This window comes from Pseudomonas sp. BN607 (assembly GCF_029871175.1).
Classification (GTDB): Bacteria; Pseudomonadota; Gammaproteobacteria; order Pseudomonadales; family Pseudomonadaceae; genus Aquipseudomonas.
On record NZ_SSOE01000026.1, the window covers coordinates 15235 to 36443 of the forward strand.

General features: G+C 61.9%; 25 protein-coding genes and 1 pseudogene. 8 read left to right on the forward strand and 18 right to left on the reverse strand.

What is annotated here, in order from left to right; all coding sequences use genetic code 11:
- Nucleotides 1–105: 105 nt before the first annotated feature.
- The 10 genes and pseudogenes from E8E68_RS05390 to E8E68_RS05435 all read right to left on the reverse strand — a co-directional run bounded on the left by E8E68_RS05390 (nucleotide 106) and on the right by E8E68_RS05435 (nucleotide 8690).
- Complete coding sequence (locus E8E68_RS05390; RefSeq protein WP_280340105.1) at nucleotides 106–1029, reverse strand: LysR substrate-binding domain-containing protein; 924 nt, start codon at nucleotides 1027–1029, stop codon at nucleotides 106–108.
- 67 nt (nucleotides 1030–1096) lie between these two features.
- Nucleotides 1097–1360, reverse strand: a pseudogene (locus tag E8E68_RS05395) (IS5/IS1182 family transposase); the annotation flags it as partial.
- A 61-nt stretch (nucleotides 1361–1421) separates the two neighbouring features.
- Nucleotides 1422–2315 (reverse strand): LysR family transcriptional regulator, encoded by an 894-nt coding sequence (locus tag E8E68_RS05400; RefSeq protein WP_266033343.1) that lies wholly within the window; start codon nucleotides 2313–2315, stop codon nucleotides 1422–1424.
- An 83-nt stretch (nucleotides 2316–2398) separates the two neighbouring features.
- Nucleotides 2399–3451 carry an alpha/beta hydrolase gene (locus tag E8E68_RS05405; protein WP_266033346.1) on the reverse strand — a complete coding sequence of 351 codons (1053 nt, stop codon included), beginning with the start codon at nucleotides 3449–3451 and terminating at the stop codon, nucleotides 2399–2401.
- Between the two features lie 49 nt (nucleotides 3452–3500).
- Entirely contained in the window at nucleotides 3501–4445 is a 945-nt protein-coding gene (locus E8E68_RS05410) for an alpha/beta fold hydrolase (protein ID WP_280340171.1), read from the reverse strand.
- 121 nt (nucleotides 4446–4566) lie between these two features.
- A complete protein-coding gene (locus E8E68_RS05415; RefSeq protein ID WP_266033349.1) occupies nucleotides 4567–5340 on the reverse strand; it encodes a carboxymuconolactone decarboxylase family protein in 774 nt (257 codons plus the stop codon).
- Between the two features lie 229 nt (nucleotides 5341–5569).
- Nucleotides 5570–6037 carry a cupin domain-containing protein gene (locus E8E68_RS05420; RefSeq protein WP_266033351.1) on the reverse strand — a complete coding sequence of 156 codons (468 nt, stop codon included), beginning with the start codon at nucleotides 6035–6037 and terminating at the stop codon, nucleotides 5570–5572.
- Between the two features lie 59 nt (nucleotides 6038–6096).
- A complete protein-coding gene (locus E8E68_RS05425; RefSeq protein ID WP_280340108.1) occupies nucleotides 6097–7089 on the reverse strand; it encodes an aldo/keto reductase in 993 nt (330 codons plus the stop codon).
- 24 nt (nucleotides 7090–7113) lie between these two features.
- Nucleotides 7114–7704, reverse strand: coding sequence for a flavodoxin (locus tag E8E68_RS05430; RefSeq protein ID WP_266033357.1), 591 nt, complete (start codon nucleotides 7702–7704; stop codon nucleotides 7114–7116).
- Nucleotides 7701–8690, reverse strand: a complete 990-nt coding sequence (locus E8E68_RS05435) for an aldo/keto reductase (protein WP_266033360.1) — start codon at nucleotides 8688–8690, stop codon at nucleotides 7701–7703. The genes E8E68_RS05430 and E8E68_RS05435 overlap by 4 nt, the downstream gene beginning before the upstream one ends.
- Nucleotides 8691–9023: 333 nt before the next feature.
- On the opposite strand from E8E68_RS05435, the gene E8E68_RS05440 reads away from it, so the two are divergent.
- From E8E68_RS05440 to E8E68_RS05460, 5 genes are all read left to right on the forward strand, one after another.
- Nucleotides 9024–9635 carry an FMN-dependent NADH-azoreductase gene (locus E8E68_RS05440; protein ID WP_280340111.1) on the forward strand — a complete coding sequence of 204 codons (612 nt, stop codon included), beginning with the start codon at nucleotides 9024–9026 and terminating at the stop codon, nucleotides 9633–9635.
- A 145-nt stretch (nucleotides 9636–9780) separates the two neighbouring features.
- Nucleotides 9781–10665, forward strand: coding sequence for an EamA family transporter (locus tag E8E68_RS05445; protein ID WP_266033366.1), 885 nt, complete (start codon nucleotides 9781–9783; stop codon nucleotides 10663–10665).
- A gap of 158 nt (nucleotides 10666–10823) precedes the next feature.
- Nucleotides 10824–11144, forward strand: coding sequence for a YbjQ family protein (locus E8E68_RS05450; RefSeq protein ID WP_027916804.1), 321 nt, complete (start codon nucleotides 10824–10826; stop codon nucleotides 11142–11144).
- 138 nt (nucleotides 11145–11282) lie between these two features.
- Nucleotides 11283–11471: a hypothetical protein gene (locus E8E68_RS05455; protein ID WP_003253897.1), complete on the forward strand. Its 189-nt coding sequence runs from the start codon at nucleotides 11283–11285 to the stop codon at nucleotides 11469–11471.
- 146 nt (nucleotides 11472–11617) lie between these two features.
- On the forward strand, nucleotides 11618–11923 hold the full coding sequence (locus tag E8E68_RS05460; protein ID WP_266033374.1) for a hypothetical protein: 306 nt from the start codon (nucleotides 11618–11620) through the stop codon (nucleotides 11921–11923).
- Nucleotides 11924–11969: 46 nt separating this feature from the next.
- On the opposite strand, the gene E8E68_RS05465 is transcribed toward E8E68_RS05460, so the two are convergent.
- Nucleotides 11970–12302, reverse strand: coding sequence for a hypothetical protein (locus E8E68_RS05465; RefSeq protein WP_003253895.1), 333 nt, complete (start codon nucleotides 12300–12302; stop codon nucleotides 11970–11972).
- Between the two features lie 300 nt (nucleotides 12303–12602).
- Nucleotides 12603–13745: a class C beta-lactamase gene (ampC, locus tag E8E68_RS05470; RefSeq protein WP_266033377.1), complete on the reverse strand. Its 1143-nt coding sequence runs from the start codon at nucleotides 13743–13745 to the stop codon at nucleotides 12603–12605.
- A gap of 120 nt (nucleotides 13746–13865) precedes the next feature.
- Between ampC and E8E68_RS05475 the strand changes: the two genes are divergently transcribed.
- Entirely contained in the window at nucleotides 13866–14858 is a 993-nt protein-coding gene (locus tag E8E68_RS05475) for a bile acid:sodium symporter family protein (RefSeq protein WP_280340115.1), read from the forward strand.
- Between the two features lie 57 nt (nucleotides 14859–14915).
- Here E8E68_RS05475 and E8E68_RS05480 read toward each other — a convergent pair whose 3' ends face one another.
- Entirely contained in the window at nucleotides 14916–15509 is a 594-nt protein-coding gene (locus tag E8E68_RS05480) for a DUF4157 domain-containing protein (RefSeq protein ID WP_266033383.1), read from the reverse strand.
- On the reverse strand, nucleotides 15496–16059 hold the full coding sequence (locus E8E68_RS05485; protein WP_280340117.1) for a TetR/AcrR family transcriptional regulator: 564 nt from the start codon (nucleotides 16057–16059) through the stop codon (nucleotides 15496–15498). The genes E8E68_RS05480 and E8E68_RS05485 overlap by 14 nt, the downstream gene beginning before the upstream one ends.
- Before the next feature lie 89 nt (nucleotides 16060–16148).
- Between E8E68_RS05485 and E8E68_RS05490 the strand changes: the two genes are divergently transcribed.
- Entirely contained in the window at nucleotides 16149–16880 is a 732-nt protein-coding gene (locus E8E68_RS05490) for an SDR family oxidoreductase (RefSeq protein ID WP_266033389.1), read from the forward strand.
- 29 nt (nucleotides 16881–16909) lie between these two features.
- A complete protein-coding gene (locus E8E68_RS05495) occupies nucleotides 16910–17524 on the forward strand; it encodes a 2-hydroxychromene-2-carboxylate isomerase (protein ID WP_280340119.1) in 615 nt (204 codons plus the stop codon).
- 110 nt (nucleotides 17525–17634) lie between these two features.
- Here E8E68_RS05495 and E8E68_RS05500 read toward each other — a convergent pair whose 3' ends face one another.
- From E8E68_RS05500 to E8E68_RS05515, 4 genes are all read right to left on the reverse strand, one after another.
- Complete coding sequence (locus E8E68_RS05500) at nucleotides 17635–18180, reverse strand: cupin domain-containing protein (protein ID WP_003248033.1); 546 nt, start codon at nucleotides 18178–18180, stop codon at nucleotides 17635–17637.
- A gap of 81 nt (nucleotides 18181–18261) precedes the next feature.
- Nucleotides 18262–19467: an MFS transporter gene (locus E8E68_RS05505; protein ID WP_280340121.1), complete on the reverse strand. Its 1206-nt coding sequence runs from the start codon at nucleotides 19465–19467 to the stop codon at nucleotides 18262–18264.
- 86 nt (nucleotides 19468–19553) lie between these two features.
- On the reverse strand, nucleotides 19554–20087 hold the full coding sequence (locus E8E68_RS05510; protein ID WP_266033397.1) for a cytochrome b: 534 nt from the start codon (nucleotides 20085–20087) through the stop codon (nucleotides 19554–19556).
- A complete protein-coding gene (locus E8E68_RS05515) occupies nucleotides 20084–21130 on the reverse strand; it encodes a catalase family peroxidase (protein ID WP_266033400.1) in 1047 nt (348 codons plus the stop codon). Before E8E68_RS05515 ends, E8E68_RS05510 begins: the two co-directional genes overlap by 4 nt.
- Between the last annotated feature and the right edge of the window lie 79 nt (nucleotides 21131–21209).

Here is a 21209-nt window from a genome sequence, read left to right on the forward strand (position 1 = left end):
CCCGCCAGCTGGGCAGCGCAGTAAACGCCAGGCCGACCAGTACAGTTGTGTTACGTACTACGAAATCACCAATGAACATTGGATTGCTGACGGAAAGGGCGCTACTTACAGCGGCTGGTCACCACAACGATCAAACGCGTGGGCCAAGTGATCCAGCCAAGCCCTGACAGCCGGCAACACACCACGCCTGTGGGGATAGACTGCCTGGAGCCACGCAGGGGCACACCGCCAATTAGGGAGCATGCGAACAAGCTCGCCACTGGCAAGCTCGCGTTCACAATGCATTAATGGCAAAACGGTGAAGCCCAGGCCCGCCAACGCTGCTTCTTTGCGCATGATGAAGTCTTCCACCCCCAGACGGGCAGCCATGGCGATCTCGAAACGCTCACCCGCTTCGTTGAACAATCGCAATCTGGCTAGCCGATCAGAGTCTAGAGCCCCCAGAAAGTGAAGACCCATGAGTTCTCCAGGATGGGATATCGGGTGAGCGGCGAGAAAGTCCGGCGAAGCAACAACCTCTGTCCGGGCCTCGCGCAAGCGCTTAGTGACAAGGTTTGGCTCTTCATCCTCTACTTCGCGAACGCGAAGCGCTACATCAATGCCTTCATTGATCAAATCAACACGCCTATTGACCAGCAGCAGGTCGAGCTGGACGTGAGGGTACTGCGCCAGGAAATCACGAACCAACGGGTTGAGAAATTGATTTGCTAGCCCGACCGGGCTGCTGACCCTGAGGGGGCCTCTGGGCTCGCTGGTTGCGCTAGCAATCACCTCATCGGCTTGCTCCGCTTCCAGCAGCATTGCCTGGCAGTGGCGAAGGTAGCGCTCACCGAGGGCGGTGAGCTGCAGTTTGCGTGTGGTTCGTTGAAGGAGGCGAGCGTTTATCCGTTGCTCCAATTCTGCAATACGTCGGGATAGCCTGGATTTCGGAATGCCAAGCAGGCGACCTGCTGCAGCGAAGCCGCCGGCCTCCACGACCTTTGCGAAATAAAAAAGATCGCTCAAATTTCGGGGATCACCAATAGGCACTTTCGAACGACCTTATGAAGTAGGATAAAGGCATGGAGTGCGCCAATTATGCCCGATTTCGCTGGGTGGTCGAACCGGGCATCTGGATGATGCTGGCATCGACAAGCGTACCTCTACGCAGCGACAGGCCCTGTCGCGCAGGTAGGTACCGAGGTTTCCCAGTATGCCCGACGCCAATAGGTGCTTCCCCAGCAAGCCCCGGAAAGTCGTGGTGGCCGTGCCTTCGGGGATCGGCGCGCGGAGCGTCGGTCGAGCAAACGGGGGCACCGAGTCGATCTCATGCAACACGTCTTCCATTCGCCGGATCGCCCAGCGAATACCAATTCTGTAGCGTCTGCATATTTGCGGGTAGGTAAAGCGGGTAAAATCCAGGCGCCTTGAAGATCGTTGGCTCAGTGCTTGTAGAGTAACGCTTCAACAACAACGCCAAACGCCGATGAATGTTCACGGCGATTGGGGTAGTAGAGATGGTAACCGGCAAACGGTTGGCACCAATCTTCCAACACCCGCACAAGGCGACCGTCAGCTAGCTCCTTCGCTACCATGTCCTCCGGCAGGAAACCCAAGCCACATCCCGCAACGGCCGCACGCAGGATCGGCAGGCTGCTGTTGAATGTCCATTGCCCTTCGACACGGGCCTTCAGTTCGTGACCATCCTTTTCAAAGTCCCATTGCATCAGGCTGCCATGGGTGGGCAGGCGCAGATTGATGCAATTTTGCGCAGCCAGATCACCAGGCTCCTTCGGCACCGGCCGCTGCTTGAAATACTCGGGTGAGCCCACGACCGCGATGCGCAAGGGGGGGCCGATAGGAACGGCGATCATGTCCTTGGCCACCTGATCTCCCAGGCGTACACCGGCGTCATAGCGTTGCGCGACGATGTCGGACAGGGCGTAGTCGACAGTGATTTCGACTTTGATGTCCGGGTAGTCGGGAAGCACTTTTAAAAGCTTGGGCCACAGAATGTTGTTGGCGGCATGCTCAGAGGCTTGAATCCGCACATTGCCTGCCGGGGTGTCACGAAACTCGCTGACTGCGGCCAGTTCGAATTCGATCTCATCGAACCGCGGCGCCATCGATTGATACAGCCGCTGACCCGCCTCGGTCGGCGAAACGCTGCGGGTGGTACGTGTCAGCAGGCGCACGCCCAATCGGCTTTCCAGTGCGCGCATGGTGTGGCTCAGCGCCGACTGCGAAACGCCAAGCTGTGCGGCCGCGCGGGTGAAACTGCCTTCGCGGGTGATGACCACGAAGGCTTGTAGGTCGTTCAGATTGGCGCGGGACATTGATGAGAACCTCTCATGAGGGGCGCGGGATTAATCCATGAAAGCAGGTTGCACACGAATGCGCGACCCCTCAATAGAGCTGGTTACAAGGTGCGGGCGTAAAACGCGGTCAGTTTGCCAATTGCGGCGTCGACATAACGCGGCACCCAGTAGGTTTCGATGTGCGTCGCGCCGTCGAGGATAAACACTTCCTTGTCGGAGGTGCCGGTGGCTTTGGGGAGAGCGTCCTGTGTCATGTACAGGCTGTCGGCCTTGCTGCCGGCGATCATCAGCAACGGTTGGTTGATCAACTCGATATGGTCAGTGGCGTCGAAACGCATCAAGTCGATCAGGCTGCTGGTGGTGTATTTGAAGGTCGAGTTCGGGTGCGCGTGGGTCTTCCAGTAGTACTCATAACCTTGGCGATACAGCTCGAAGGGCATTTTGGCAATCTGCTCGTCGGTGAGGTTGGCATCGCCGGAGTACAGCACCGCGCCGCCGGCCGCCTCTTGCGCGCGGGCTGCTGACGCCTGTTGCAGGCGTTGCTGAATGCTGTCCATTTGCGAGTCGTTGTAGCCGTTGCGACGTACCCTGCCTGAGTTGAACATGCTCAGTGTTGCCAACGATTTGAAGCGTTTGTCGGTTTGCGCTGCCGCCAACGAATAGCCACCGCCACCACAAATGCCGAGCAGGCCCATGCGCTTGTCATCGACGCCGGCAAACTGGCTGATGAAGTCGGCCATGCCATGAATATCTTCGATGCGATAGGCCGGTTTATCGATGCTGCGCGGCTGACCACCGCTGGCACCCTGATACGCCGCATCGGCCGTGATGGTGATGTAGCCCTGTTCGGCCAGGCGTTGGGCGTACAGGCCGGCGACTTGTTCTTTCACGCCACCATTGGGGTGTGCAACGACCACGGTCGGGTAGGTCTTTTTCGCGTCATAGTTAGCCGGGGTGTATACGTTGGCGGCGATAGCCAGACCGTTGAGCTTGTAGCTGACCGGATGGATGTTGACCTTGCCCGGTTCGTTCTTGCTGATCGCGCCGTCGTAGGCGAGGGTGAACGGGTTCTTTTTGTAATCGGCGGCCAAGGCTTCGCCCGCTGAGAGGCCAACCAATGCCGACATAAACGTGGCCTTGAGTGTGTTTTTCACCTGAAGCTCCTGAGCAATCAAAAGGGCGGCAGTTGCAAAAGTATTTGGGTCAGTCCAGCTGGTTTTCTTGGAGGAATTGCGCGACCAGGTCAGCGATCTGCACGTTGTTCAGATCCGACATGGGGAAGTGGGTATTGCCATGAATGCCGATCTCCGGCAGGTGGATCAGTTGCACATCACCGCCGTGGCGATTGACCGCGTCACGCCAGAGCCGGGCCATTTTCAAGCGTGCGCGCCAACTGTCCTGAGCGGGCAGGTCGACCGCCTGCTCCGGGATGTTGTCGCCGTAAAGGATCAGAATCGGAATGCGCGTGAGGGCCATGAATTGCTCCATCGGCACGGCCGCGCCTTGTACTGTGTCGAACGCGCTGGGAATTGGCGGAGGGACCTCACCTTGAGCGAATACGAAGCTGCTGCCTGGCTCGAACGCCACAATGGCTTTTACTTTGTCGTTCTTGATCGCCGTCAACCAGCCCGGCCCGCCACCTTGCGAATGGGTGAATAAAATCCCCGGGCCGATTTTGTCGAACAGTGCTGACACGCCATCAGAGACCACGCCCATGTCGAACGGCCCGGTATTCGGCGTCATCGCCCGGAAAAACTGCTCGCGGGTCTGTGCATCCTGTGCCACTTGCACGCCGTTGAAGTAGTTGGGCCACAAGCCGATGCGGAACTGGTTGAACCACAGTTGTTCGTCAGGCACAGGCTTGATTGTGGTCTCGACCATGCTGCGCCCGGCATCGCCACGCCGGGGCTGATCAACCAGATAGACGCCGTAATGGCGGCGCAGGAAGATGTTCTGAAAGCCCTCGCGACCATCGGCGGTGGTTTCCCAGGTCTTGGAAAACTGACCCGCACCGTGCCACATGACGATGGGCAGTTTTCGCGCATCCACCGGGATTTGATAGAAGGCATAGACGTGGTCACCGTGGTAGGTCTGGCCGTTGGGCGTCATCGGTTGGTGCGGGTTGAAGGTGCCCGGTGCAGTGGTCACCGTTCCGCCGGCGGCGAAGCTGCCTTGTTGTTGAATGAGCAGCGAGCCATCGGGGTGGTTTGCGCAGGCCGCCAACAGGCTCAACAGCGTGATGCTCAGCAGGTACTTTGCAGAATTCATGTCATTTCCCCGAAGCCGCGAGGGCCTGGGCCAATGCGTTATTGGCACGTTCAGCCGTATGCACATCGCCGTGCTTTTTCAGCAGCTCCGTGACCTCGAGCAACTGTGCCGTGCTCAGACCGACGCGCAAGCTCGCCGCCATGTGCGAGCGCAATTGCGGCTCGACTCCTGGCGTTGCCGCCAGCGCCCCGACGGTCGCCAGTTCGCGGCTTTGCCAGTCGAGGTTGTCGCGCTCGAAGATATCGCCGAACAGGTGGGTTTGCAGGAACCGGTTGATCACTGGAGCGAACTCGAACACCGGGCCTGTGACCGGGGCGCCGGAGATCCGGGTTTGATTTGCGGTGCCGGCGGCCAGCAGCTCATCCCCAATCGGAATCGCCCGGCTCGGCTCCTGCCCCGGCGCGTCTTCGATACCGCGCTGTTTGCGCGCCTGCACCACGGCCATCAGTTCATTCAAGGCGTTAAGGCTGCGCGGGAAGCCCACATAGGCGTAGAGCTGCACCAGAATTTCCCGGGTTTCGCTGATGGTCAGGCCGGCATCGAGCCCTTGATTGAGCGCGGTGTTGAGGTTGGGCATGTCGCTGGTCGCCATGAACGCGGCGATCAGAGGGATCGTTTGTTGTTGGCGCGACAAGGTGGCTGCGCTGGCGGGCTTGCTGGCCATGGTCGGCGATGCCTCGGTGGCTTGAGTGGTAACGCCGAACATCGCCCCGATGCCCAGACAAAGCGCCATGAGTGTGGGGAGGGTAGCGTTGTTGCGTGCGTCAATGGTCATCGTGAAAGGCTCCATCCAGTGCGGGTCACCGGGGTGTCGCTGGATCGTACGGAGGATGGTTGTGTCGATTAACCCCGAAATTGCGCATGGACTTCTGAGCAGAACTCATGAGTCGGCATTGCCATAACCGCTGAAAATCCGGCGCGACCCCGCTGATGCGGGGCCTGTAGGGCGGATGACGGTTTGGGAAAAAGGAGTCGGGCGAGTAACTTCGACACATTCCGTAACTTCATTGGCCGGCGTATTGCGCCTCCGAGACTTGTTCCGCCCAGTCGACGGTCTTGCCATTTTCGGCTTCAGCGATGGCGATGTGGGTCATGCCGTTACTGGCCGTGGCGCCATGCCAGTGACGGATGTGCGGCGGAATCCAGACAGTGTCGCCCGGCCGTATTTCCTGTCGGGGGCCGCCCTCTTGCTGCACGTAGCCAACGCCTGCGGTGACGATCAGCGTTTGCCCCAGTGGGTGGGTGTGCCAAGCCGTGCGTGCGCCGGGCTCGAAGGTCACAGTGCCGCCGCCGATGCGCGCCGGCGCCTCACCGTTGAACAGGCCATCAACGCGCACCGCGCCGGTAAAGTTTTGCGCCGCGCCCTTGACCGAGGGCTGCGAGCCGTTCGGTGTAACGCGTATTTCGCTGGCGGCCTGGGATTCGGCGGCCATGAATGACACAGCAACGAGTGGTGCGATCAATCGGTTCATCGGGTCAACTCCGGTCAAACGTGAAAGTTGCGACGCAAAGCGTGCGCGCTTTGGCAGATCTAGAGTCCGGTCATCTTCAGTGCCGATTCCGGCAGGCGTTCACCGTGCACCTGAATCTGCGCCATCTGTTGGTTGATCTCGTGCAAATCGTCACCGGTCAATTGCAGTTCGACTGCGCCCAGGTTCTCTTCCAGTCGATGGGGTTTGGTCGTGCCTGGGATCGGCACAATCCACGGTTTCTGTGCGAGCAACCAGGCCAGCGCCACCTGCGCCGGCGTGGCGTGTTTGCGTTGCGCGACGGCTTTCACCACCGCGACCAATGCCAGATTGGCCTTGCGCGCTTCAGGGGAAAAACGCGGGACGAAGTTGCGGAAATCGCTGGCGTCGAACTGCGTGTGCTCATCGATCTGACCGGTGAGGAAACCGGCTCCGAGGGGGCTGAACGGTACGAAACCGATTCCCAGTTCTTCCAGCACTGCCAGCAGCTCCAACTCCGGGCCTCGCCAGAACAGCGAATATTCGCTCTGCACTGCCGTGACCGCTTGCACCGCGTGCGCCCGGCGGATGGTTTGCACACCCGCCTCAGATAGGCCGAAATGCTTGACCTTGCCCTCAGCGATCAGCTCCTTGACCGTGCCGGCGACGTCTTCGATGGGCACCTGCGGATCAACGCGGTGCTGATAGAACAGGTCGATGCAATCGGTGCGCAGACGCTTCAACGACGCCTCGGCCACGGCGCGTATATGTTCCGGGCGGCTGTTGGTTCCACCGCCGCGTGCGCCGGTGATCAGGTCGATATCGAAGCCGAACTTGGTGGCGATGACGACCTGCTCACGGATCGGCTGCAAGGCCTCGCCCAGCAGTTCTTCATTGGCGAACGGGCCATACGCTTCGGCGGTGTCGAACAAAGTGATGCCTTGCTCGTGGGCCGAACGAATCAGCTTGATCATGCCGGCTTTGTCGGCAGCCGGCCCATAGGCCGAGGTCATGCTCATGCAGCCAAGGCCCAGTGCGGACACTTCCAGGCCATTGCCCAACGTGCGGACTTTCATGATGTCACTCCGTACAGAATTCGATTAACGCGTGAGGGGATGATCGCTAAGCCAGCCGTTCACGCGCTCCATGGTCTTGCGCTCCTGCTCACTCTCCATCACAAAGCCTTGCAGAACCTTTGCCTTCGGCGCGTGCTCGACCAGCACGCTGCGGCTGTTGCCCAAGCCATAACCACCGTGGGTATTGAAGGGGATAAGGGTTTTGCCGGTCAGGTCGTGGGCGCTGAGAAAAGCGCGCACAATCGGCGGTGCGGTTTCCCCCCAGATCGGAAAACCAAGATAGATCGTGTCGTAGTCGCTGAGGGCGTGAACCTTGTTTTGCAGCTTGGGCTCGAAGCCGCTGTCACGCTCCTGACGCGCCTGCTCGACGGTTTGCAGATAGTCCTCGGGGTAGGCATGGGCCGGGCGAATCTCGAAGAGATCGGCACCCAGCCCACGCTGGATCAGCCCGGCGACCACGCGGGTGTTGCCCGAGCGCGAGAAGTATGCGACCAGAATGTGCGAGCCTGAGCGCGGTGCTTCACTGGCGCCTTGCGTGTCGGCGAGAGACAGCAGCGGGGCGCTCGCCAGTGCGGCGATCACCGTGCGCCGCAGCGGATCGTGATCGTTGCTCATCGACCGACCCGCGCTTTGAGGGCCTCGGGATAACGCTCGCCTTCGATGCGTATCTGCGCCAACGCTGTATCAATTGCCTTCAATTCGAGGGCGTCGAGCGTGATGTCTGCGCCGCCGAGGTTTTCTTCCAGTCGATGCAGTTTGGTCGTCCCCGGAATCGGCACAATCCACGGCGCCTGCGCGAGCAGCCATGCCAGCGCGATCTGGGCGGGGGTGGCGTGTTTCTGTGCGGCGATCTGACGGATCAACACCACCAGGCCCTGATTGGCTTGCAGCGCCGACTGGCTGAAGCGCGGGACGATGCTGCGGAAATCGTCGCTGCCGTAAGTAGCCTGCGCCGACACCGTGCCGGTGAGAAAACCTTTGCCCAATGGGCTGAACGGCACGAGGCCGATGCCCAACTCCCAAAGCGTCGGCAGGACTTCCTGCTCAGGCTCGCGCCACCACAGCGAGTATTCGCTTTGCAACGCTGTGACCGGCTGTACCGCGTGCGCACGGCGGATGGTCTGCGCACCGGCCTCCGACAGGCCGAAGTGCTTCACCTTGCCTTCGCCAATCAAGTCCTTCACCACCCCGGCGACGTCCTCGATCGGCACATCCGGATCAACGCGGTGCTGGTAAAGCAGATCGATGTAATCGGTCTTCAGTCGACGCAGCGACCCCTCGACTGCGAACCGGATATGCTCAGGGCGGCTGTTGAGAATTTGCTGTTTGTTGTCGTCGCCGAAGGTGAAGCCGAACTTGGTGGCGATGACCACTTGATCGCGCACCGGGGCGAGCGCCTCGCCTACCACTTGTTCGTTCAGGTAAGGGCCGTAAACCTCGGCGGTATCGAAGAGCGTGACGCCTCGGTCAACCGCCGATCGGATCAGTGCAATGGCTTGTGTTGTGTCAGTCGCCGGGCCGTAGCCATGGCTCAGTCCCATGCAACCGAAACCCAGGGCTGACACTTCGAGTGAGCTGTTTCCGAGTGTGCGCTTGTGCATTTGGTTCTCCCGACATTTGGTGTTGGGAGAACAGTAAGCGAGCTAACGAGTGGGGACTAGACGGTTAAATTGGCATGGGTTCATGAGATTTTTTCATCAGTCCCTTGCCTGAGCGGCCTCTAGCAAGGAGAAGCGCAGAGCATTTGGACCCTTTTCATGCGTTGAACTGGCATTCCCCTCAAAGCGCTGGGGTCTTGCATGGGAATGTCTCACTGTTCTATCTGTGGGACAAACTAGCGCATTTTTACTGCCTTATCAGTTATTAATCATCCCGGTAGGATTCTCTGCAACGTGATCGCCCACAGATGCGGTCTTCAATCACAGGAGAGTCCTATGAAACTGTTGCACATCGATTCGAGCATCCTGGGCGACAATTCCGCCTCCCGCCAGCTGAGCCGTGAAGTGGTTGAAGCCTGGAAAACCGCCGACCCAAGCGTCGAGGTGGTGTACCGTGACCTGGCCGCCGACGCCATCGCCCACTTCTCTGCCGCCACCCTGGTAGCTGCAGGTACGCCGGAAGACATGCGTGACGCCGCTCAGGCCTTTGAAGCCAAGCTGAGCGCCGAGACCTTGGAAGAGTTCCTGGCGGCTGATGCGGTGGTGATCGGTGCGCCAATGTACAACTTCACCGTGCCGACCCAGCTCAAGGCCTGGATCGACCGCGTGGCCGTCGCCGGCAAGACCTTCCGCTACACCGAAGCCGGCCCGGAAGGCCTGTGCGGCAACAAGAAAGTGGTGCTGGTTTCCACCGCTGGTGGCCTGCACGCCGGCCAGCCAACAGGCGCCGGGCATGAAGACTTCCTGAAAGTGTTCCTGGGTTTCATTGGCGTAACCGAGCTGGAAATCGTCCGCGCCCATGGTCTGGCGTACGGCCCGGAGCAGCGCACCCAGGCGATTGATGCTGCACAGGCGCAGATTGCCAACGAGCTGTTTGCGGCGGCCTGAAGCTGGCGATGCGGTTAGGCGGCGGGGTAGGGCGGCACAGTCACTGTTGCGCAACCCTTGGCCATAACTGTGCTGGTCCTCAATAAAGGAATAGCCTTATGCTGTAACGAAATATGTCCAGAAACGCCTGAAGAAGGAAGTCGCAATGCCGCTCAAGGACCTGCTTATCGCCCTGGTGGTGATTGTCGCCTGGGGAGTCAACTTTGTAGTCATCAAGGTTGGCCTCGATGGGTTGCCGCCGATGCTGCTGGGGGCATTGCGTTTCTTGTTGGTGGCGTTTCCGGCCATCCTGCTGGTCAAGCGGCCCAAGCTGCCCTGGCGCTGGCTGATCGCCTACGGTGCGACCATCTCGCTGGGGCAGTTCGCGTTCCTGTTCCAAGCCATGTACAGCGGCATGCCGCCGGGGTTGGCTTCGCTGATCCTGCAGTCGCAGGCCTTCTTCACCCTCGGCTTTGCCGCGTTGTTCCTTGGTGAGCGGTTGCGCCTGGCCAGCGTGCTTGGGCTGTTGGTGGCGGCCAGTGGCTTGGCGCTGATCGGCAGTGAAGACGGTGGCCATGTACCGATGCTGGCGCTGTTGCTGACACTGTGTGGCGGCGCCATGTGGGGGCTGGGCAACATCATTACCCGGCGCTTCGGCTCGGTCGACCTGGTGGCGCTGGTGATTTGGGGCGGGCTGATTCCGCCACTGCCGTTCCTGGTGTTGTCCTGGTGGCTGGAAGGGCCCGAGCGGATTGGCCACGCCTTGGCCAATATCAGCTGGAGTTCAGTGCTGGCCCTGGCGTACCTGGCCTTCGTCGCCACCATGCTGGGCTACAGCCTGTGGAGCAAGCTGCTGTCGCGCCACCCGGCGGGCAAGGTGGCGCCATTCTCGCTGCTGGTGCCGGTGATTGGCTTGAGCTCGTCGGCTTTGCTACTGGGCGAACGCCTGACAGCGACCCAGGGCTGGGGGGCCTTGCTGGTGATGGCCGGGTTGCTGGTGAACGTGTTCGGGGCGCGCATTGGCCAGCGGTTGCGGGCGGCCAGCGCCTGAGTTGCAGGATATCCAACGGCCGTGAGGGCGGGCGAACCCGTGCCGAACAACGCGGTGTTGGCTTCGCGGGCATGCCCGCCCCACAGTTGGAGGCATCACTGCCTGAGTCATGCGCTCTGTTAGAATCAGCCTCTTTTGCCAGGCAACGGAGCCTACCCATGATCATTTCCACCACCAGCCAGCTCGAAGGCCGCCCTATTGCCGAATACCTGGGTGTGGTCAGCTCCGAATCGGTGCAGGGCATCAACTTCGTGCGCGATTTCTTCACACGGTTTCGGGATGTTTTCGGCGGCCGTTCGCAAACCCTGGAAAGCGCATTGCGCGAAGCCCGCGAGCAGGCAACCGAAGAACTCAAGGCGCGGGCACGGCAGTTGCAAGCCGATGCGGTAGTGGGTGTGGATTTCGAGATAAGCATGCCGTCGGTACAGGGCGGCATGGTCGTGGTTTTTGCCACTGGTACGGCAGTACGCTTGAAATAGAGCCATCTGCCACTGGTCGGCTGCAGGATCATCGTCCAGGCAGTCCGCAAATGACCAGCTAGTCTCATTTTCACAGGCCGCGTTCACTGGGCAACTTTTCTGGTTGTCGGCGCGACCGCCACTGGAGGGAGACAGGGCATGAGCGAATCCTTTTTCGAAGACCTGAACGACGCGTTCCCGATCAACAGCCAGGTGCGTTGCGGCCAGGCGGCATTCCGCCTGGGTTTCGCCCACATGACGCTGGATGATTCCGAACAGCTCCAGCCTGCACACCTGCAGCGCAGCAAAAAAGGCCGCTTCATGCCGCGGGTACCGTTGAAGAAGTAATCCCGCCCCAACCTGACCCCGCCCAATGGCGGGGTTTTTGTTGCCATTCGTTGATCCGCCTCATGGTAATGCCGGGTAGCGCTCGCCGGATGGTCACGGCTGTGCTTTTCTGATGCGGCATTCCAGCGACGGAGGATTGAACGCTCATGCGAGTCAGGGAAGAGACCTATTGGCAGTGGGCTGATGCCCAGCTGCACAGCCGCAGCCACGATGAAGCACTCAGCGATGGCACCACACTCGATGTGCAGGTGCGCTTGTCGCGCCTGGGGGCAACGGAGCTATTCCTGGGGTTGTATGCCGGGGATGGGCGGGCATTGCTGGAAGAGTATTACCCTGCACGGCCTGGCGAGACCATGACTCGCGCCTTGGTCTGGGGTGTCGACCGCGCCCGGGCGATGGCAACGGGCGCATTGCCCCTGCCGGAAAACCGCCCGCAGCGGCGCCAGGCATGAAAAAGCCCGGCCTATGCGGGCCGGGCTCTGGGAAGGGTGCGAACCCTCAATTCAGCGGTTCGATCACCTTGACTGCCTGCTGCTCACGGGCAGCGGGCCATTCTTGTTGCAGGGTCTGCAGCACGCGGCCAACGAATTCGGTGTCGGCTGCTGCCTTCTTGCCGACGTAGCCCTGGCCACGGCGGTAGACCTTGAAGCGTGCACGCATGCTAGGCAGGTGCTCTTCAAATTCATCTTCGACGGTGTTCGGTGGCAGGCGATCGAGACGCACTTCCCCGGTTTGGCTGACCCACAGCAGGTGGTCGTCAAGGCTGTCCTTGCGTACGGCGAACAGCTGGGCCAATTGGTCGATAGTCGGATTGTTGTTCAAGTTCATCATAAAGCCCCCATTACCCATTCGTAGGTGATTTTCACAGTTGGCGCCACCACGGTGTAGCGCACTACCAAGGCTGCTACAGCAGCATCGCAACAGGGGCTTTCTCACGCTGCCTTTTGGACAGTTTCCCTCTCCACGGACGGCCTGCGTTACCGCGCAGGCCGTCTGGAACACCCTTGCCACCGCTCCCGATCGGGGAGACGGCTTCATCATGCACAAGGGCGATGAATGGCGTCAACCATTTTGTAGTGAATATTTTAATGCACTACATCGTGTCGTTTTGTTCGACAATCAGGCTGAGCACTACAGGCCGGAGAGGATGTCGAAGGCCGCGCGCACCCGGGCTTCGTTGGGGTAGTTTCGATTGGCCAGCAGCACTACCGCCAGCTGTTCGGCGGGCACGAATGCGGCGTAGACGCCAAAGCCATTGGTTGATCCGGTCTTGTTGTACCAGGCTGCTGCCTGCGGCGGCAGGGCAGGTTGCAGGCGGGTGGTTGCCTGCGGCTCACGGATCAGGCGCGCGCTGTTGCCATCGACCAGCGTGTTCAGCGCGACCGGGTAGGGGTAGCGCTCCCAGCCCAGGCCTTGAGTCATGGCGCCGACCTGGAAATAGCCTTGCTGGGTGATGGCCGTGGCTTTCACCAGTGTCGGTGGCAGGCCCTGCGGTTGCATGTGCAGGCGCACGTAGCGCAGCAGGTCGCTGGCGCTGGTCTTGATGCCGTAGGCCTCGTCGGCATAAGGGCCTGGGCCGACACGCACAGGCTTGTCGGCGGCGTCGTAGCCCTGGGCATACAGCCCCTGGGCACTGGCCGGGACCTGCAGGTAGGTGTTTTCAAGGCCCATTTGCGCCAGCAGCTGCTCAGCCATCAGCGTGGAAAACGGTTGGTGCTGAGCGCGGGCTGCCAAGTCACCGAACAGCCCTAGGCTGGGGTTGGAGTAGCAGCGCTGGGTGCCGGGTTTGGCGCGCGGTTGCCAGTGGCGGAAGAAATCGACCACTTGCTGCGGGGTCTGTACCTCATCCGGGAACTGCAGCGGCAGGCAGTCAGCGCTGTAGGCGCCCAGTTCCAGTACGGTCGCATCGCCGATTGGCGTGCCGGCCAGTGCAGGGTGATAGCGCTTGGCCGGGGCTGCAAGGTCCAGCTTGCCTTCGGCGCTGGCCAGTGCGGCTAGCGTGGCGGTGTAAGTCTTGCTCAGCGAACCGATCTCGAACAGCGTGTCACGGCTTACCGGCACGTTGTCGGCCTTGCTGGCCACGCCATAGCTGAAGTAGTGCGCGTGATCGTGGGCATAGATGGCCACGGCCATGCCGGTGATGCCCTGTTCCTGCATCAGCGGGCGGATGATCTGGTCGACCTTGGCTTGCAATTGGTCGTCGGCACGGGCGTTGGCATGGCCCAATGTGAGCGTGATGGCGGCTGCAACTGCAGCCAGGCGAGGGCGGAGCATGGGTGGGGTCCTTGTGTGGAACGTGTCCGTTGAGCGATACCCGTGGGGGTTCCGGCGTTAGCGCCGAAAAGCCGAAAACCTTATCGTCTGCGCCTGGACAATGACAAGACGGAAACTGTGATGAAGTATTTGCGCATGTTATTCGACAATTTCACCTTGGCCTTGCTCGGGGTGGTCTTGATTGCGACCGTGCTGCCTTGCTCGGGCGACGGCGCGGTGTATTTCGGCTGGTTGACCAACCTCGCCATCGGCCTGCTGTTCTTCCTGCACGGTGCCAAGCTGTCGCGTGAGGCAATCATTGCCGGCGCCGGTCACTGGCGTCTGCACCTGCTGGTGTTTTCTTGCACCTTCGTGCTGTTCCCGTTGCTGGGCATGGCGTTCAAACCGTTGTTCGTGCCACTGGTGGGCAACGAGTTGTACCTCGGCGTGCTGTACTTGTGTGCCTTGCCGGCCACCGTGCAGTCGGCCATTGCTTTCACCTCACTGGCGCGCGGCAACGTGCCGGCAGCCATCTGCAGTGCGGCGGCGTCCAGCCTGCTGGGCATTTTCCTCACCCCCCTGCTGGTGATGATGTTGCTGGGGGCCAGTGGTGATACAGGCTCGGGCCTGGATGCAGTACTGAAGATCACCTTGCAACTGCTGGCACCGTTCGTGGCAGGGCAGATCGCACGTCGCTGGATCGGTGCCTGGGTCAAGCGCAATGCCCGCTGGCTCAAGGTGGTCGACCAGGGTTCGATCTTGCTCGTGGTGTATACCGCCTTCAGCGAGGCAGTGGTTACCGGGCTGTGGCACACGGTTTCGCCGCAGCACCTGGCCGGGTTGTTCGTGGTGTGCGGCATCCTGCTGGCGGTGGTGCTGTGGGGGACCCGCCTGCTGGGCAAAGCGCTGGGCTTCGACCTTGAGGACCGCATCACCATCCTGTTCGCCGGCTCCAAGAAGAGCCTGGCGACGGGCGTGCCAATGGCCCAGGTACTGTTCGTGGGCAGTGGCATTGGCGCAATGATCCTGCCGTTGATGTTGTTCCACCAGATCCAGCTCATGGTCTGCGCGGTGCTGGCGCAGCGTTATGCCAGCCGCGAGCAGGTGAGCGAAGAGGCTTCGCCCGCCTCTTGATGCCCACGCGGCCTGTGGCGCGGCCGCTCCGACACAGGGGCCGCGCAATGGCCGAGATTACCTGGCCTGCCCCGAACCACGCTCGCGCAACACCTTGGCCACTTCGGCCTCGATTTTGTAAGCCGGCCCCTCCAGCTCGTCGTAATTGCGGGTATAGCGCCGGGCAAATTCCTCGACCCCCAGTTGTTGATACTGCTGGACATGCTTGAGCTCGTGCGCCCACAAGGCCACGTTGTCCTCGGCGTCGCTGGCGCGGCGGAAGATGATGGTGTCGATCAATGTCACCGCATTCACATCAGGGTTTTGCAGCAGTGCATTGGCGGCACTCATCTGCTGCTCGTCACCCACCCGAAAGCGTGCCGTATCGAGTACGGCAAAGTCATACCAGGGTTCCAGCTGCGCGCGGATGTGCAACGGGATCGGCTGCACGCCGTTGGCCGTAGCTTCGTCGCGGGCCTGACGCAGGGCGTAGCTCAGGCTGGAAGAGGCCATGACCTCGACATCCTTGAGGATCTGCCCGGCCTGGCCAGGGTCGATCGGGGCGCAAAAACAGCCCATCAGACACACTTGGTACTGCCCAGGCGGGCATGCTTGTTCGGCAAGTGCCGGCAGCACCACCAGCAACCCCAGCAGAGCACTAATCCGCTTCATGCAGCGCTCGCTCGACAAACCCGCGACTAGCGCCGAGCAGCTGTGCCTGCACGCTTTCGCTGGCCAGCATGCGCCCGACCAGCAATGCACCGACACACTGGCTGATCAGCACCCAGGCCAGTTGTTCATCCTCCAGGGTGGTGCTCCAGGCCTGGTGCAGTTGCAGCAACCAGTGCTCGGCCACTTCACGCACTGGTGCGTCGGCACGGGCAATTTCAACCCCCAGTGGTGGCAGCGGGCAGCCACCCTCGGCGTTGTGCAGGTGGGCCAGGCTCAGGTACTGCTGCAGGCAGCGGGCCAGGCGCTCGCGGCTGGCACCCTCGTTGGCGAGACGCGCCAGCGGGCTGTTGCACAGCTCCTGGCGTACTACCTCGGTGAACAGGTCGTCCTTGGAGGGGAAGTGGTTGTAGAAAGCACCGCCGGTCAGGCCGATCGCTTTCATCAGCCCTGCCACGCCGGTGCTGGCGAAGCCCCCGCGCTTGGCCAGCGCACCGCTGCTGGCCAGCAACCGCTCGCGGGTTTGCTGCTTGTGTTCGGTGGAGTAGCGCATTCACTGGCCTCTGGGCGCGGGCTTGACGGTGACTGCGATCATAACATAGCGTTCGTTAACTAAACGATCGTTCACCAATGGAGTCAGGCATGGCAGAACAACAAAAAGTAGTGCTGGTGATTGGCGCGGGCGATGCCACTGGCGGCGAGATTGCCAAGCGTTTTGCGCGTGAGGGCTATATCGCCTGCGTAACCCGGCGCCAGGCTGAAAAGCTGCAGCCGTTGCTGGAAGAGATACGCGCCGCTGGCGGCCAGGCCCATGGTTTTGCTTCGGATGCTCGCAAGGAAGAAGAGGTGGCCGAGCTTGTCGAAACCATCGAGCGCGATATCGGCCCAATCGAAGCTTTTGTCTTCAATATCGGCGCCAATGTGCCATGCGGCATTCTTGAGGAAACCCCACGCAAGTACTTCAAGATCTGGGAAATGGCCTGCTTCGCCGGCTTCCTTACTGCGCAGGCGGTGGCCCGGCGCATGGTTCAGCGCGAGCGCGGCACGCTGCTGTTTACCGGCGCCACGGCTGGTACCCGGGGGGCGGCTGGTTTTGCCGCCTTCGCCGGAGCCAAGCATGGGCTGCGCGCCCTGGCCCAGAGCATGGCGCGGGAGTTGGGGCCGCGCAACATCCATGTCGCCCATGTGGTGGTGGATGGTGCCATCGACACCGCCTTCATCCGCGACAGCTTCCCGGAGCGCTATGCCCTCAAGGACCAGGATGGGATTCTTGATCCGGCACACATTGCCGACAGCTACTGGTTCCTGCACGCCCAGCCGCGCGACAGCTGGACCTTCGAACTGGACCTGCGCCCGTGGATGGAACGCTGGTAAACCCTATCGCCCCCGCAAGGACCATGATCATGCACAAGACTGTCGATTTCCATTTTGACCTGGGCAGCCCGGCCAGTTACCTGGCCTGGACCCAGCTGCCCGCGCTGTGCGCCCGCCTGGGTGCCACGTTGCGCTACAGGCCAATGCTGCTGGGCGGTGTGTTCCAGGCTACGGGTAACGCTTCGCCGGCGATGATCCCGGCCAAAGGGCGCTATTTGTTCACCGACCTGGCGCGCTTTGCTGCACGCTACGGCGTGCCGTATGGGCTGCCACCGGGGTTCCCGGTCAATACCTTGACCCTGATGCGCGGCGTGATGGGCACGCAGATGCGTTCACCCGAGCGTCTGGAGGCATTGCTGAACGTGTTGTTCACGGGGCTGTTTGCGCAGCAGCGCAACCTGAGCGACGCGGGCGTACTTGACGAAACACTGGGCCTGGGTGGCTTTGACCCGCAGGCATTTCACGTGCTGGCGGCGGATGACGAAGTAAAAGCCGCGCTCAGGCAGGCGACCGACGCGGCTGTGGCGCGAGGGGTATTTGGCGCGCCCACCTGCTTTGTCGGCGACGAGATGTTCTTCGGCCAGGATCGCCTCGACTTTGTCGAGGCTGCGCTGCTTCAGGGCGCGCGCAGCCTCTCCGGCTGAATGTCGCGTGCGCACCGACAGCGAGTGCGGGTATTGCCGGTGAACAGGGTCAACGTACCTGCAGGAGCAGCATGACGCTGCTCTTGCAACGGGCACGGCTGCCTCGCTGATCAGAAGTTCGCCGGGGTATTGGCGCTGATGATCTCGGCCTCGTCCGGCCCGATGTTCTTGAAACTGTGCGGCAGGGTAGTGGGGATGTAGTAGCCATCGCCCGAGTTGAGCACGCTGACCTGGCCATCGACCCACAACTCGACCGTGCCCCGGGTCACCAGGCCACATTCTTCGCCCTCGGCATGCACGATCGGCTCGCCCGAGTCGGCACCAGGTGCATACAGTTCGCGCAGCATGCGCATCTGCCGCCCTTCGACACTGGCGCCAACCAGCAGCATGCGCAGGCCGTTGCGGCCCAGGTCTGGCTGTTCTCCGCCACGGAACACGTAGCGCTCTTCGCGCACCGGCTCGTCGAAGCTGAAAAACTCCGCCAGGCTCATGGGAATGCCTTCGAGCAGTTTTTTCAGGGAGCTGACCGAAGGGCTGACGCGGTTCTGCTCGATCTGCGAGATCGTCGAGTTGGTCAGCCCACTGCGGCGGGCCAGTTCCCGTTGGGAGAGGTTGTTGCGTTCACGCACCAGTTTGAGTCGCGTCCCCGTGTCCATAGCCGCCTTGTAATCAGAGGTGTTAAAAATAATGAGCGATGCGCATTAAAACACACTCTGCGCGCTTGCGCGCTGTGCTTCTCAACCCCTCTGTTCACGCGGGATTGGCCACAGCCCGACCAGCAGCAACAGCGCTGCCACGGCGAGGAATGGCAAGCGCGGATCCAGGGCGTAGATCAGGGTGCCGGCCAATGGCCCGATGACTGCGCCCATGCCTTGGGCAGCACCAATGGAGCCGGCGGTGGCGCCTTGCTCGGAAGCCTCCATGGCATTGGCTGCCAAGGCCGAAAAGGCAGGAAAGACAAAGCCCATGCCCGCCGCCGCCATAAAATAACAGCTCCACAGCCAAGGTGCCGTGGTGGCCAGCGAGCCGCAGGCAAAGCCCAGGGCCGACACCGTTGCACCTACCCGGATCATCCTCAGGGGTGGCCATTCCAGTTGCCGCAGTATCACCTGTGCGAGTATCAGCGCAACGCCGACTGTGGTCAGGGCGATACCGGCAGCCTGGGCCGCCTCGGCCGGGCCGAGTTGCAAGCGGTCCAGGGCAAAGAAACCGACGATGATCTGCGAGACGGTCACGCTGAGCATGGCGCTGAACGCCACCAGCAGGGGCCGGCGCAGGCGCGGGTCGTTCAGCCGCACCGGGCTGGGTGCGTGACTGTGGTGCAGCACCTGTGGCTTCAGGGTGAACAGCAGCACCAGGAAGGCAATGGCGGGCAGCAGCGACATGATATGGAAGGGCAGGCTCAGGCTATGCCGCGCCAGCAGCGCCGCCAGCGCCGGGCCGACGACCAGGCCAACGGCGTTGGCCGCGCCCAGCGAGGCCATGGCCCGGGCCCGGCGTTGTGGTTCGACATGATCGGCGATCAGCGCATTGCAGCCCACCGGAATGGCAGCGTAGAAGGCGCCGATGCAACCGCGCGCGACCATCAGGCCGATGAACGCCAGGGTCGCGCCCGGCAGCCAGCGCAGTGCGCCTTCCACGAACAGACACATCAGCCAGTAGGCCAGGGTAAAGCCGGCGCTGCCCAGCAACAGGATTCGCCGCCGGCCGAGGCGGTCCGCTGCGCGGCCCCAGGGCCGGGCCAGCAGCACCCAGACCACGCCAGCCACGGTAACGGCGGCACCTGCTTGCCAGGTGGCCATGCCGAGCTGGCGGGCGATAGGGCCGATCAAAGCGACGAAGGCCATCATCGACATGGTGCAGGCCATGTTGGCCACTAGCAGCGGGCGCAAGTCCAGGGTGCTGGCAGGTAGAAGGGTTGCAGGATCCTTTGCGACATTCATTGGGCAGTCCATGGCAGTACGGCAATAAGGCGTCGATTTGGTTAAGCAAGCATTGATGTGTGTCGAGCGCCCTGGGCTACGTCAGCTCATTCATTGCGGCGCAGGGGGCCTGGCCACATGCTACGCAACACGCCGTCGCGGCGCACCCATGCGTGCATCAACGCCGCGCCCACGTGCACCAATACGGTGGCGAACAGCAGGTAGCCGGCCCAGCCGTGGGCCTCACGCAGCACGGCGTACAGCTGCAAGTTGTGTGGGGCGATGGCGGGCAAGCCCAGCGGGCGTGGGTAGTCGCCAGCCGACAGCATCGCCCAGCCCAGCAGCGGCATGGCCAACATCAGGCCGTAGAGCAGCAAGTGAGAGGCCCCGGCAGCCCAGCGCTGCACTGCTGGCAGATCGTCTGGCAAAGGCGGGTGGGGCACGGCCACGCGCACGCCGATGCGCAGCAGAACCAGCACCATCAAGGCCAGGCCGGTGGCCTTGTGCAGGCTTATCAGTAAAGGGTGGCGAGTCGACAAGTCGACAACCATGCTCACGCCGATGAACAGCATGGCCAGGATCAGCACAGCCATCAGCCAGTGCAGCAGGCGGGCGAAGGGGTGGAAGGCGTCGGGTTTCATGGGCGGGCTCCGGTTCCGAGCGATTCACGGCTGCGGCGGTTGAACGATTCCGAATAGGCAGCAGAACGGGCGGCGAGGATTGGGTCGCCAGATGCTTCGATACCCCGTGGCAGGATCAGTGGGTCGAAGTTCAGATCGCGGCAGGCCCCTTGCTCGGGGGCATCGACCTGCTGCAGCACCAGGGTGCCAGCGTCTACGCGACGCCGCTCGGCTGGCCAAGGGCGGGCAGGGTCATCCACCGCATCCCCGGGTTCGGCCAGTACCAGGCGCAGGGTCCAGCGCAGCGGGCCTTGGGCCAGTCGCTGTTGCAGGTCGTGCTGGAGGAACTGTTTGTCGTCCACCTTTGCAGGCAACGCAGCAAATGCGGTTTGTGGCTCGAGCTGCCAACGTACCGGGTGAGCCGCCCCGGTGGCGTCGATCAGGCGGAAGGCATTGATGCTGTGGTACTGCGTGCTGGCAAAGCTGTCGCTGGGCTTGTAACTTGCCGCCCATTGGCGAAACGCTGCGCTCTCGGGGTGCGCGGCGAAAAACGCCTGCAGCTTGGCTGGGTCCGGTTTGCCGGTGGCCGGTACTGGGGCGCTTGCCAGCACCTGCTCATAGAACCCCTGTGGCGTGCTCACCGCGAGTACCGGCGGGTTGTTCATGCCGGTGCGCCACACCTGGCCATCGTCGGTGCTCAGTTGAATCGCCAGGCTGCGTACCGGTATGCCGGTGTCCGGGGCGAACGGGTTGGCGCCACCGATGGCGAAACGGCCGACAACCGGCACCTGTTGCTGGCTGAAAACACGCGCCGTGGACAGGCTGGCGGCCTGGCCGCTGGGTTGAAAGTAGCCGCTGACGCACAGCCCTTTGGCATGGTTCTTACGGTAGCCTGGGTAGTGCCCGGCCTGGGCTTCGAAGGTATCGATGATGCGTTGTGGCGTCAGCTGCGGTTGGCCGAGCCAGCCTGCGGCATAGGCAAAGCCTGCACCAGCCGCCAGCATCACGGCGCCGATGGCGGCCAGGCGCAAGGCCTTGGCCGGGCCGTGCAAGGGAGAGTTCATGGTGGTGTCCCGTTCAGTGAAGGTGCCAGTACGACGCAGCAGGTAAAAACTTATTCCCTCACCGGGAATAGAATATGTT